Genomic DNA, 12,512 nt, shown 5'->3' on the forward strand with positions numbered 1-12,512 from the left:
CTTCCACTCATGCGAATAAATGATATAACTCACGATATTGCTTGGCGGATTGTTTCCAGCTAAAGTCCGCGGTCATCGCCTGATGGACGAGGGCATGCCAATTTTCTTTCTCATAGAAGACACGAATCGCTTTTTCAATCGTTGCCAGCATCTCATGGGCATTGTAGTTCATGAACCCGAATCCGGTCCCTTCTTGCGTGAATTCGTTATACGGCTTCACCGTGTCACGAAGTCCACCTGTCTCACGGACAATCGGCAATGTTCCGTAGCGCATGGAAATCAATTGACTGAGTCCACAAGGCTCAAAACGTGACGGCATTAAAAAAGCATCCGATCCAGCATAAATCAAGTGAGCGAGTTCGATGTCAAAACCGATATAAGAGCCCACTTTTCCTGGATGTGCTGCTGTCATTTCGTGAACGATTCCTTCATATTCTGGTTGTCCTGAACCAAGGAATGCAAATTGGCATGGCAGTTGGCCGAGTTCTTCAAATACACCATTAATTAAATCGAGCCCTTTTTGGTCAACGAGACGGCTGACGAACCCGATGAGCATGACATCATCTCGGACTTCTAGACCAAGTCGTTCTTGTAACGCTCGTTTATTCGCAAGCTTTCCTTCTTTATACGTATCGAGGTTATACGTCTGTTCGATTCGCGCATCTGTGTTTGGATCGTTCGTCGCCAAATCGATTCCGTTTAAAATCCCTCGAACGTCAACCGCGCGATGACGTAATGCCCCGTCTAAGCCTTCCCCATAATACGGTTCCATGATTTCGTCCCGATAAGATGGGCTGACGGTCGTGATTTGATCGGAATGCACAATTCCAGCTTTCATATAGTTGACGAGACCGTTATGTTGAATCCCTTCGGCCGTAAAATGCTCATGACCGAATTGTAATAGTTCTCCAAGAATCTCTTCCGGGAAAATCCCTTGGTACTGCAGGTTATGGATGGTATAAACCGTACGAATGTGTTGATACGCTTCAATATGTTGATAGTGAATTCGTAGAAAGGCCGGTAAAATGCCGGTCTGCCAGTCGTGACAATGAAGAACATCAGGCACTTCTTCCATTTTCCCAATCATCTCAAGGACTGCCCGTGAGAAGAATGCGAATCGTTCCGCATCATCAAAGTGTCCGTATAAGACACCGTCACGTTTAAAGTAGTATTCGTTATCGATGAAGTAATACGTGATGCCATCTCGCTCTAATTTCAAGACCGCGCCGAATTGCTTCCGCCAACCGACCGGAACGATGAGGTCGAATAAATACTCCATCTCTTCCACATATTCAGCAGCAATCGAGCCATATTTCGGCATGACGACACTCACTTCTTCTCCTAAATCCGCCACCGCTTGAGGGAGCGAACCGACAACGTCGGCGAGCCCCCCCGTTTTCATGAACGGTGCCGCTTCTGAAGCAACATACCAAATTTTCATAAAATCCTCCTCACACCACTGTTCGTTTCGCGATGACAATCGGTTCGTCGATTGTACCTCGGATGACTTGCCCCCGTTTTACGACGACTTCTTTATCAAGAATCGCATTTTCGACGACAGCGCCTTCTTCAATAATCGACTTCGACGAAATGATTGAGTTTTTCACGCGTGCGTGCTTACTCACTTGAACACCACGGAAGAGAATACTGTTTTGAACTTCACCATGAATCTTACACCCGTTCGCAACGAGCGCTTCGTTCACTTTCGACCCTTTCAAATAGCGAGTCGGTGGTTCATGCTTGATCTTCGTATAGATGTGTGGGAAGTCATAGATGATTCCTTCTCCACGAAGCAGTCGCATGCTCTCGTTATAGTACGAAAGTACGGAATGAATAGCCTGCATTTTACCGACATAATGGTATCCGTGCACATGCAACCGATGGAGCTGTGGACGGATGACACCGTCTAACAAGTCATATTCTCCTTTAGACGTCGCTTCGTCGACAAGGCGCATGAATAGATTTTTCGACATGATGATTGTTTCTGTGAACGCATATTCATCATCCGGTGAAAAACCACGTTCTGAAACACCGACGACGCGATCATTCTCACCAAGGCGAATCGGGCGACAGTAGCCACACTTCTGTTCATGCGTTGTATAGGCAAGTGTGATGTCTGCTCCCATCGACTTGTGGTGTTCGAGCATGTCGTTGTAATCGATTGTCGTCAACACATTCGATCCCGTAATGACGACGTACGGCTGTTTGCTGCGAATGAAATGTTCACGGTGCATCGAGAAGTTAGCTAAGTCACCGAGATACGCTTCCCCGTCAGGTTTTAAGGCAGGTGGGAAAATGTGCAGCCCTCCCTGTGAACGGTCCAAGTCCCATTCTTTTCCTGATCCGAGATGGTCCATCAACGAGCGGTACTTGTCTAACGTGAAGATCCCCACTTGACTGATGTTTTGTGTAATCATATTCGTCAACGTGAAATCAATTAGACGATAACGTCCCGAGAATGGGACTGATGCCAAATTACGATGACCTGTAAATTCTGGAAATAGACCTTGCTCCGTGCCTAAGTTAATGACCCCTAATAAATCGTTCGTCAACAGTAACGCCTCCTTGCGTGTCTCTTTACTCGAATCAAACTCGTTGTTTGAAGACGGTGCCGCTTTCAATGTTTTCGTGTGGTTCAATAACAACGATTTCACCACCCGGCTCACCGACTGTCGCGCCGTTTTCAATGACTGCACAGCTTGCGACAATGGCTCTGTGAATTGTTACATCCTTCCCGATTCTAGCCCCCGGCATGATGACCGAGTCTTTCACGAGCGATCCTTCGCCGACACGAACGTCATAGAATAGAACCGAATGTTGTACTTCCCCTTCGATATGACACCCTTCATTGATCACAGACTGTTCGACGCAGGCATCTTTACCGATATATTGCGGCGTCTGATTCGGATTGACCGAATAGATTTTCCAGTTTGGATCGTACAAATCGAATGGTGGTTCTTCCTCAAGAAGATCCATATTCGCTTCCCAAAGCGATTGAATCGTTCCAACATCTTTCCAGTAACCTTTGAACTTATAGGCAAAAACATCTAGCCCTTGGAGAAGCGTGTTTGGAATGATGTTCTTTCCGAAGTCAAAGCTTGATGTTTCGTCTTCCGCATCTTTAATCAAATGCTCGCGCAAGATGCTCCAGTTGAAGATATAAATCCCCATCGACGCCAAGTTACTCTTTGGATCTTCAGGTTTCTCTTCAAACTCATTGATGCGAAGGTCATCCGCCGTGTTCAAGATCCCGAAACGTGACGCTTCGTCCCACGGCACTTCCATGACGGAAATCGTCACATCGGCTTGTTTTTCTTTGTGGGCTTCGAGCATCTTCTCGTAGTCCATCTTGTAGATGTGGTCTCCTGATAGGATCAAAACGTAATCCGGATCGTAATCATCGATGTAGCTCAAGTTACGATAGATCGCGTTCGCTGTCCCTTCGTACCAATTTTTCCCCGACTGTGCTTGGTAAGGTGGGAGAATGGCTAAGCCCCCGTTACGACGATCTAAATCCCATGCCGTCCCAATTCCTAAGTAACGATTCAATTCAAGTGGCTCGTATTGTGTCAACACCCCGACTGTTGTAATTCCCGAGTTCGTGCAGTTTGATAATGGGAAATCGATGATTCGGTACTTTCCGCCAAAATGAACGGCAGGCTTCGCCGTTTTTCGCGTGAGAGGCCCCAATCGTTTTCCTTCTCCTCCCGCAAGGAGCATCGCAACCATTTCTTGCTTCATAAATAATAAGCCTCCTCAAAAATCGTAATATACAACCTCTTTTACCCTTTTTCGCTCTTTCCTAAAGTATTCCTTCTCGAATTATTATATGATAACGTTTACATTTTTATTTTTTTGTAAATTGGACGATATAATGAGTAGAAAGAGGTGAAACGATGAGAGCTTGGATTGGAATCTTGTTTTTTGCAGGACTATTAGCGACTTCTTTGACGCTCGCGAATGCATTGAAAGAAGAAATCGAAAAGACAGATGAAATTTTATCTTGGGGACAAGAGCTGGTATCAGAACAACCACTCTCGTCGAAGCATGCGATCACGCTCGCGTACAATGGTGGCGAACAGCAGATTTACTTGGCAGGTCGCCGTAATGATGTCTCCCCAAAAGCATTACCTGAACACATTCAAGAAGCCATCATGATCATTGAAGACCGAAAATTCAACGCCCATCCCGGCTATGATTTAAGCGGGATTGCCCGGGCATTTATTAATAACGCGAACGAGACATCTGTGCAAGGTGGAAGCACGATCACCCAACAGCTCGCGCGAAATGTTTACTTAACTCACGAACGGACATATGAACGAAAAGTGAAAGAATTATTGATTGCACGAGCATTAGAAGAAAATTATAGCAAGAAAGAAATTTTAACTGCATATAGCAATGTCATTTTCTTCGGACATAATGTATATGGCATTCAATCTGCGGCCGATACATACTTTTCGAGACCGCTCGCCGATTTAAACTGGAACCAACTCGCCTATTTGTTGACGGTACCGAACAACCCGTCACTCTATGATCCGCTCAATCCGTCAGATGCTTATTTCGAGCGAAAAGATCGGATTTTGACACAACTATTCGAAGCGGGCGTCATCTCAAAAAGCGCCTATGATCAATATCATGGTGTGAAACTTCAAGCCGCATACCGAAGTCAAACGATTCAATATCCAGACTATATGGATACGGTCGTACGCGAAGCGATTCAGTTAGTACGTTCACGGTATGACTTGGATGATGCCGAAGCAAGAGACTATTTATCGACGCACGAAGCGACAATCGAGACGTATCTGTCGACGGCCAAACAGACGAAAGCGAAGCAAGTGATGAGTCAGTTGCCATCCGGGTTAAACGGAGGATATACGGAACTGACACCACAAGGACGAATCGTGGCGATGGTCGATTCAGAAATGACGCAAGTCGGTGAGTTCAACCGCGCAACCCAAGCCTACCGTCAACCGGGTTCCGCAATCAAACCGATTCTCGTGTTCGCCCCATTCATCGAAGAGACGGGAGCGACGCTTGATACGGTTCTCGATGGACGACCAGCTTGCTACGGTTCCTATTGTCCGGGTAATAGCCATGACCGCGTGTTAGGAGATGTGTTATTGAAAGATGCAGTCGCCTATTCCTACAACACGCCAGCTTTGGCTGCTTTCTCTGTCGTTGATCAGCCACGAGCCTATGAGAGGGCCGATATGATGTTCAGTCAATGGGATGAACAGGACGAGAACTTAGCGAGCGCGCTCGGTGGTCTCACACAAGGGGTCTCTCCGAAAGAACTTGCGGCCGCCTACACACCATTCTTAAACAAAGGCGTCTATACATCCGGTCATACGATCAAACAAATCACATTTAAAACGAATGAACCCGCATTGACGCCTATCCTGACCGAAGAGGCAGTCTGGTCTCCCGATACCATGAATGTGATGAAGAAGGCTTTAACGACCGTCACGACTTACGGAACGGGACGTTATGCCAATCAGGTGAAAGGTGATTACGAATATCTCGGAGGAAAGACAGGGACAACGAATGACAATAAAGATATGTGGTACGTCGGACTTACAGATCAAACGATCACCGCGATTTGGCTCGGGGCCGACACGCCACGTCCGTTCCCCGAACTCGCTAACCGTGCTTACCCGGCAATTATCTGGACAAAGGCACATTAACCAAAAAGAGTCAGCCGATTTTCATCAGCTGACTCTTTTTTTGATGCCTTACACGCTGCGTTCGATTCGCATGCGATAGCTTCGCCAATGCTTCAGTAATTCCTCATAATCAATCAGTTTCCATGGGTTGAACCGAACTTGACCGTGCTTGTTGAAATATAGGTTTTCACGAACACAGTAGCTGGCGTGAACGAGTTGCTCTTGTTCGTTCCAAAAAGTAAGGACGTCACCAGATTCCGGAACAGCATCCGTCACCGTTTCAAAACCGCCCTGCTGAATCGTTTGTAGAAACGTCTCCGGATGAATCCACTGGTGAATCATCCACTCATGTTGTGTAGCTGCGAATAACGTCGCTGCCAGACAGTTACTCCCTTCATATATCGGAAATGTGTTCGCATATGTAACGAGATGTGCTGGTGTCCGTTCATCACATCGTTCCCCTTCCCACGTATCCCATTCTTTCGCATAGCGATAGATAAGCGAATGACGGGTTTCTGTCGAAAGCTTTTTCCAGTTCGACTCGTCTAAGACGATGAAAGTTTCCCCGTCCTTCTCCACAATCGCGTCATCGGATACCTCATTCCGCTGCTCAACCGTAAGAGATAACACAAGCCCACGATTCGTCGTCACCTGATATTCAAGAAGACGCGACTTGACGTCCTGACGTAAACCATCAACCGCGTTTGAAGGGGCATTGACAACATGTGTGACGCCTTCCCCCATCATCCATGTCAGATAGGCATTCGAAAGATGCGGATTTTTATAAGCTGGGTGACGAGAAAACTCTTCTCTCGGTAAAATGAGGGCACTACTCGGCAAATCATCAAAGAAAGTAGAATCGATCCAGTACAACGTTTCTTTTGGAACAAACGTCTGACACCACGCTTCTATTTCATCAAACGTCGGCTCAAATTTCTCTCTCATAAGATGATGTCTCCGACAGAGTTAAACAGTCGCAGAATCGACCACCCTAATCCACTGATCAATGTCGCCCACATGACCCCTTGCATGAGCAACAAGCCGATTGCACGGGGAACGGACATCGATTGACTCACTTGCCAGACGTAGTAAAAGAGATACATCAATAACGTACAGACGAGGACGGCCATGACGGCAAGTAATGTATTCAGAAACAGAAAACTGATCCCAGAACCGATGAGGAAGATAATCGCCCCAGGTTTAAGTCGATGGAGTGACGTCCCGTTTGTTTCTCGCGCAAAAAAAGCGAAGCCGAGTTGATTGAAAGTATCGGCCACCAGTTTGAGTGCACTAAACAACATAAAGAAGATGGTGAAGAACACGACGAGTACGAATACTTTCGTTTCTTGCACGGATAACAGTTCGATGATTTCACTATATACGCCAATTTGATTCAGCCACTGGATCACATACTCGGACGTCGCAATCGCAAGTGACATGGAAAACAAAATAATTCCGATGAGTGGTGCATAGCTCAGTAAGTACACATTCGTTTTCATGTTCCTTCTCCAATTTCACAGTAATTTCTTATATTCAGTGCAATTCTACTACCAAGTATATTATACTATTTATAGTTATGGAGATTAAAAGGGGGATTTTTGGATGGGCCTATTATTGATGGTTGGAATCAGCGTCGTCTTCCTCGCAGCGATTTTGACAGCTGGATATAACCGTAAACCTGAGGGTAACGAATAAGAGCCGGGATTCTTACGAATCCGGCTCTTTTTTTATTTCAATCCTGCATATCCTTGTTGGCGTAGGGCCTCATATACAATGATGGCAGCTGTATTCGACACGTTCAATGAACGGACGAGGTTCGATTGTGGAAGACGGATACAACGGTCTAAGTTGTTCTCGATGACTTCCATCGGTAATCCTTTCGTTTCACGACCGAACACAAAGAAATAGTCGCCTTCTACGTCCGAAACATCTAAATCACTCGGATATTGTTCCCCGTACTTCGTGATATAAAAGAATTGTCCGTCCGGCTGCTTCTCCCACAATTCTTCTAACGAATCATGATAGCGTACATCGACAAACTGCCAATAATCTAACCCTGCACGCTTCAACATTTTATCGTCTGTCGAGAAACCGAGCGGACGAATCAAATGGAGAACCGAGTTTGTCGCCGCACACGTACGTGAGACGTTCCCTGTATTTGCTGGTATTTCTGGTTGAAACATTACGACATGAATCGCCATAGTTCATTTCCCTCACTTTTTCATTTCAAATTCAAGTAGGCGTTGCTTTTCAGACAACCCTCCTGCAAAGCCGACAAGCTTCCCACTGCTTCCAATCACCCGATGACACGGAAATAAAATCGGTAACGGGTTTCGGTTGAGTGCTTGGCCGACGGCACGAACAGCTTTCGGTCGACCGATTTGTTCTGCAAGTTGTTTATATGTCCGTGTCTCACCGTATGGAATCGTCAACAACGCATCCCATACTTCCTGTTGAAATGGTGTTCCCTTCATTTCGATGTAGGCACGATCTGATTCATGGAATCCATGCTGCTCGACGCGCATCATGAGATGTTGTAACCAGTCAGGGGCTTCTTCTGACGGTTCATGTGTGGTGAACTCAAGAGCTGTCAGTTTGCCCGCTGCGTTTAATTCATACGCTAACGGTCCCCATTTAGACGACACGATCTTCATGTGTCCACTCCTCTCGATAGATACGAATTTCTTCATGTACCATGTCAGACACTTCTTTACGTTCAATTTCTTCAAAAATCGATTCGGCATCAGGACCAAGAATTGCACCGATCGCCCATACCGCAGTCGCTCGCATGTCCTCTCGTTCATCGTTTCGGATGAATTCACGTAAAATCGGAATCGCAGATGGTTCCCGGTAGTGCGCGAGCGCCAAAATTGCATTTCGCTGGATTGGTTTCTTCCCGCGCCACGCACCTGATAAATGCCCAAACTTTTGTTTAAACTCTCGGTTACTCAATGTCAAGAGCGGCTCTAACAGCGGTTTGACGATTTCTGCTTCCGGTAACAATTCTTCGTGGTGACGCCAATCCTTTTTACGATTATACGGGCAAACTTGCTGGCACGTATCACATCCGTATAAGCGTCCTCCAAGTTTCGAACGAAACTCTCGTGGCATCAACGTTTTCATTTGTGTCAAATAGGCAATGCAACGTTTCGCATCCAGTACACCTGGTTCCACAAGGGCCGTTGTTGGACATGCCGTCATACACTTATCACAGTCGCCACATCCATCTTCAATCGCTTCATCCGGTGGCAAGTAAACGTCTAAAATCATTTCCCCCAAATATAAGTACGATCCCTTCTCAGGTGAGATGATGGAGCAGTTTTTTCCGCTGAAGCCGATCCCTGCCCGTTCGGCGACGGCCCGGTCTACGAGCTCACCAGTGTCGACCATCGAGCGCGTACGCACTCCAGGAACCAGCTCTTCAATGTACGCTTGAAGCTGCTCTAATCGATTGCCGACGGCGCGATGATAATCCAGCCCCCATGAGGCTCTGGCAAATAGCCCTCGTCTCTCTCCAGCGACACTACGGGGTGCCTGCTTCAACTTACTTGGGTAGGCAATCGCAATCGCAATGATCGACTGGGCTTCTTCAAGTAAGAGTTCCGGGTTTGTACGCTTCTCTAGGTCGGGCTCTTCAAACCCAGAGGCAAACCCTTTCTCTTGCTGTCGAATGAGTCGCTGTTTCATGACGATGAACGGATCAGCCGTCGTCACTTTCAACTCGTCAATCCCGATGGTTTCGGCATACTCGAGAATTTGTTGTTTTAATGTGTATGGGTCCATTCCGTTCACCTCCTTTATATATTTTCGCATACAAAAAATCTCTCCGCCACTCGGCAGAGAGATATGAAGCGGGTGAAGAGAATCGAACTCTCGTCATCAGCTTGGAAGGCTGAGGTTTTACCATTAAACTACACCCGCATGAAATATTGTTGTCGTTCAAGCGACTACAGTTAATATACACCTATACCATTAAACTGTCAACAAGTATTCGTAAGTTTTTCTAAAATCACTGAAAAAAATATTTCAATATACCTTAATCACTAACATTATGCCTGTACAAATAACGATTCAAGTGGTCTGATTACACGAAATGTTCGTCCATGCCCTTCTGTCTCGGCATATGTCAACTCCATCAATCGTCCTGATTGATACATGTCGACATGGAGAAAACGATCTTGAACGTTATTGTAAATGTGGAAGACGTCTCGCTGGTGTCCGATTCGCTTTATTTGTTCTAAAAGCTCTTCTTTGACAGGACGCGGCATTTGATTCGCAACGTGCGTATGGAAAATACATAGCGTCTCTGTGTCCGGTACACGCATAGCGAGTTCATGCAATAATGTTACGCCATCTCCTTCAATAAGCGTCACCTTGTCAAAATTGACGTCTTGCATGGCAGCATCAAGCATTTGACGGCGCGTGTCATGTTCCGGCCAAATCAATGCATTCAACCATGATAGTTCTGCTTCGTCCGTCAAATCAATCACATTCAAATCGACGCCGAGGCGTGTCCCGATTTTGAACGGTACCGTAGTCTCGAGGTGAATGGGCTCCTTCGATTCAACGGTCGCTGAAATGGTTACAGACGATGTATTTGTCGGATGAAGTGGAACATCATTATATACATAGGCATATTGATCAACAAATAGTTGAAGACCCGCACTCGTTCCGATTTCGAGTAAACCGAGTGGTCGCTTTGTCTGTTGTTGAATCATTGAAAAGATTGGATACAAGTAAGAGCACCGTTGAATCTCGTTCGTTTGCACACGACGAGTCATCAATCGATTCCGAATCTCATCTTCGTATGTATGACAAAATACTAAAAAAGATGGAAAGGCATTCTCAGGTTGTTTCGGATTCTTCGTCGCGCTCGGATAATATGTAGCCAGTTCATCGGATTGGTGTTGGAGTACCAACTCATGAACGGCTGCAAATAATAAGTTCGGGGCTGGTTGTCCTTCAGGTATCTCTTCACATAATGATAAAAGCCATTCACTTTGAGCTGTTTCTCTAGCTAATACTTCATACAATCGACTAGATCCTACACATTCATTGTCAGCAAATCGGATGAATCGTTCTGCGATTTCTTTTTGATTGATTTTACTCACCTCTTTACTTTTCTATTCAATTACAAGTCGAAAAGTTCCTGCTCAGGTGAAACAATTAGAAATCTCACTTTTTATTGATCATCCAGTCAAATATTCGAATCACGTATACATGATCGGGATAGCAAGAAAGAAAAGTCATTGCCACAATCAACGTGTCGTTGCTCCTCTGTCATATCTACATCACCTCGGTACTTTTTTATATACAAAAAAGACCCTAACCTCAGTTAGAGTCATACGGATACCGGTGGTCGGAGTCGAACCGACACTCCAGAGGAACACGATTTTGAGTCGTGCGCGTCTACCAATTCCGCCACACCGGCATATTATGTTGGAGGCGCCAGTCGGAATCGAACCGACGATAGAGGAGTTGCAGTCCTCTGCCTTACCACTTGGCTATGGCGCCAAAAAGTCATTGGAGCGGAAGACGGGATTCGAACCCGCGACCCCGACCTTGGCAAGGTCGTATTCTACCACTGAACTACTTCCGCAAAATGGCTGGGCTGGAAGGGATCGAACCTTCGCATGTCGGAATCAAAATCCGATGCCTTACCACTTGGCTACAGCCCAATAATAATGGGGCGACTGAAGGGAATTGAACCCTCGAATGCCGGAATCACAATCCGGTGCGTTAACCACTTCGCCACAATCGCCATGATTAAATTAAAACAGGGGCAGCAGGAATCGAACCCGCGCTGACGGTTTTGGAGACCGTAGTTCTACCGCTAAACTATGCCCCTAAGTGGTGGGGGGGGGCGGATTCGAACCGCCGAACCCGAGGGAGCGGATTTACAGTCCGCCGCGTTTAGCCACTTCGCTACCCCCCCACATATGGTGGCTTTGGACGGAATCGAACCGCCGACACAAGGATTTTCAGTCCTTTGCTCTACCAACTGAGCTACAAAGCCATATGTAGTCTTGATTTTCTAAAAATAAAAATGGCGGTCTCGACGGGATTCGAACCCGCGATCTCCTGCGTGACAGGCAGGCATGTTAACCCCTACACCACGAGACCGGACATTAATTGCGGGGGCCGGATTTGAACCGACGACCTTCGGGTTATGAGCCCGACGAGCTACCAGACTGCTCCACCCCGCGACGATATAAAATTAAATGGTGACCCGTACGGGATTCGAACCCGTGTTACCGCCGTGAAAGGGCGGTGTCTTAACCGCTTGACCAACGGGCCATGTTTGATTTTTGAAAAACTGGCGGAGAGCAAGGGATTCGAACCCTTGAGACGGTTTTGCCGCCTACACGAATTCCAATCGTGCTCCTTCGGCCACTCGGACAGCTCTCCAAAAGAGAAAGTGGCTCCGCAAGTAGGATTTGAACCTACGACCTACCGGTTAACAGCCGGTTGCTCTACCACTGAGCTATTGCGGAACGATCTTGCCTGGCAACGTCCTATCCTCACAGGGGGAGATCCCCCAACTACTTTCGGCGCTGAGACGCTTAACTTCCGTGTTCGGCATGGGAACGGGTGTGGCCGTCTCGCTATCGCCACCAGACAAGTATTATATTAACATTATTTATCGATAATGTCAACATGTTTTAGAGAGATTGTTCTCTCAAAACTGAGGATTCATCAACACAAACCATAGACTAGATCAAAGCCTCGACCGATTAGTATCATTCAGCTCCACGTGTCGCCACGCTTCCACCCATGACCTATCTACCTCATCGTCTCTGAGGGGTCTTTCTTGATTGCTCAAAGGGAAATCTCATCTCGGAGGGGGCT

Annotated in this window: 10 protein-coding genes, 14 tRNA genes and 2 rRNA genes; 1 reads left to right on the forward strand and 25 read right to left on the reverse strand. The window is 46.6% G+C overall.

All coding sequences use genetic code 11. The annotated features are described in order from the left end of the window. Positions 1–7: 7 nt before the first annotated feature. From glgA to KNO86_RS11200, 3 genes are read right to left on the reverse strand one after another with little or no spacing between them, the layout of a single operon-like run. A complete protein-coding gene (glgA, locus tag KNO86_RS11190) occupies positions 8–1,441 on the reverse strand; it encodes a glycogen synthase GlgA (protein WP_214696241.1) in 1,434 nt (477 codons plus the stop codon). 10 nt (positions 1,442–1,451) lie between these two features. Further along, entirely contained in the window at positions 1,452–2,645 is a 1,194-nt protein-coding gene (gene glgD / locus KNO86_RS11195; protein ID WP_251126995.1) for a glucose-1-phosphate adenylyltransferase subunit GlgD, read from the reverse strand. Then, positions 2,587–3,741, reverse strand: a complete 1,155-nt coding sequence (locus KNO86_RS11200; RefSeq protein ID WP_214696243.1) for a glucose-1-phosphate adenylyltransferase — start codon at positions 3,739–3,741, stop codon at positions 2,587–2,589. The genes glgD and KNO86_RS11200 overlap by 59 nt, the downstream gene beginning before the upstream one ends. A gap of 155 nt (positions 3,742–3,896) precedes the next feature. Here KNO86_RS11200 and KNO86_RS11205 point away from each other — a divergent pair, with 155 nt between their 5' ends. After that, entirely contained in the window at positions 3,897–5,684 is a 1,788-nt protein-coding gene (locus KNO86_RS11205) for a transglycosylase domain-containing protein (protein ID WP_214696246.1), read from the forward strand. Between the two features lie 48 nt (positions 5,685–5,732). Here KNO86_RS11205 and KNO86_RS11210 read toward each other — a convergent pair whose 3' ends face one another. The 22 genes from KNO86_RS11210 to KNO86_RS11315 all read right to left on the reverse strand — a co-directional run. Next, positions 5,733–6,608, reverse strand: coding sequence for a hypothetical protein (locus KNO86_RS11210; protein ID WP_214696248.1), 876 nt, complete (start codon positions 6,606–6,608; stop codon positions 5,733–5,735). After that, positions 6,605–7,162, reverse strand: coding sequence for a DUF5366 family protein (locus KNO86_RS11215; protein ID WP_074032604.1), 558 nt, complete (start codon positions 7,160–7,162; stop codon positions 6,605–6,607). Before KNO86_RS11215 ends, KNO86_RS11210 begins: the two co-directional genes overlap by 4 nt. 228 nt (positions 7,163–7,390) lie before the next feature. Next, positions 7,391–7,864 (reverse strand): tRNA (uridine(34)/cytosine(34)/5-carboxymethylaminomethyluridine(34)-2'-O)-methyltransferase TrmL, encoded by a 474-nt coding sequence (trmL, locus tag KNO86_RS11220; protein ID WP_214696256.1) that lies wholly within the window; start codon positions 7,862–7,864, stop codon positions 7,391–7,393. Between the two features lie 12 nt (positions 7,865–7,876). Continuing rightward, positions 7,877–8,317, reverse strand: coding sequence for a methylated-DNA--[protein]-cysteine S-methyltransferase (locus tag KNO86_RS11225; RefSeq protein WP_214696258.1), 441 nt, complete (start codon positions 8,315–8,317; stop codon positions 7,877–7,879). After that, on the reverse strand, positions 8,298–9,446 hold the full coding sequence (queG, locus tag KNO86_RS11230) for a tRNA epoxyqueuosine(34) reductase QueG (protein WP_214696266.1): 1,149 nt from the start codon (positions 9,444–9,446) through the stop codon (positions 8,298–8,300). The genes KNO86_RS11225 and queG overlap by 20 nt, the downstream gene beginning before the upstream one ends. Before the next feature lie 67 nt (positions 9,447–9,513). Beyond that, positions 9,514–9,584 (reverse strand) — tRNA-Gly (locus KNO86_RS11235). A 128-nt stretch (positions 9,585–9,712) separates the two neighbouring features. After that, positions 9,713–10,774 carry a DUF2332 domain-containing protein gene (locus KNO86_RS11240; protein WP_353047400.1) on the reverse strand — a complete coding sequence of 354 codons (1,062 nt, stop codon included), beginning with the start codon at positions 10,772–10,774 and terminating at the stop codon, positions 9,713–9,715. 239 nt (positions 10,775–11,013) lie between these two features. Then, a tRNA-Leu gene (locus KNO86_RS11245) sits at positions 11,014–11,094 on the reverse strand. A gap of 9 nt (positions 11,095–11,103) precedes the next feature. After that, positions 11,104–11,177: transfer RNA gene (locus KNO86_RS11250), tRNA-Cys, on the reverse strand. A gap of 10 nt (positions 11,178–11,187) precedes the next feature. Then, a tRNA-Gly gene (locus tag KNO86_RS11255) sits at positions 11,188–11,262 on the reverse strand. A gap of 4 nt (positions 11,263–11,266) precedes the next feature. Beyond that, positions 11,267–11,341: transfer RNA gene (locus KNO86_RS11260), tRNA-Gln, on the reverse strand. 7 nt (positions 11,342–11,348) lie between these two features. Beyond that, positions 11,349–11,424, reverse strand: a tRNA-His gene (locus KNO86_RS11265). Positions 11,425–11,440: 16 nt separating this feature from the next. After that, positions 11,441–11,511, reverse strand: a tRNA-Trp gene (locus KNO86_RS11270). Positions 11,512–11,514: 3 nt separating this feature from the next. Then, positions 11,515–11,598: transfer RNA gene (locus KNO86_RS11275), tRNA-Tyr, on the reverse strand. Between the two features lie 5 nt (positions 11,599–11,603). Continuing rightward, positions 11,604–11,679: transfer RNA gene (locus tag KNO86_RS11280), tRNA-Phe, on the reverse strand. A gap of 31 nt (positions 11,680–11,710) precedes the next feature. Next, a tRNA-Asp gene (locus KNO86_RS11285) sits at positions 11,711–11,786 on the reverse strand. A 9-nt stretch (positions 11,787–11,795) separates the two neighbouring features. Next, positions 11,796–11,869, reverse strand: a tRNA-Met gene (locus KNO86_RS11290). Between the two features lie 16 nt (positions 11,870–11,885). Further along, positions 11,886–11,960: transfer RNA gene (locus KNO86_RS11295), tRNA-Glu, on the reverse strand. A gap of 20 nt (positions 11,961–11,980) precedes the next feature. Continuing rightward, positions 11,981–12,071: transfer RNA gene (locus KNO86_RS11300), tRNA-Ser, on the reverse strand. 11 nt (positions 12,072–12,082) lie between these two features. Continuing rightward, positions 12,083–12,157: transfer RNA gene (locus tag KNO86_RS11305), tRNA-Asn, on the reverse strand. A gap of 8 nt (positions 12,158–12,165) precedes the next feature. Next, a 5S ribosomal RNA gene (gene rrf, locus KNO86_RS11310) occupies positions 12,166–12,282 on the reverse strand. A 95-nt stretch (positions 12,283–12,377) separates the two neighbouring features. Next, positions 12,378–12,512, reverse strand: a 23S ribosomal RNA gene (locus tag KNO86_RS11315); the annotation flags it as partial.

Source organism: Exiguobacterium sp. s160, assembly GCF_018617575.1.
Taxonomy (GTDB): domain Bacteria; phylum Bacillota; class Bacilli; order Exiguobacteriales; family Exiguobacteriaceae; genus Exiguobacterium; species Exiguobacterium aestuarii_A.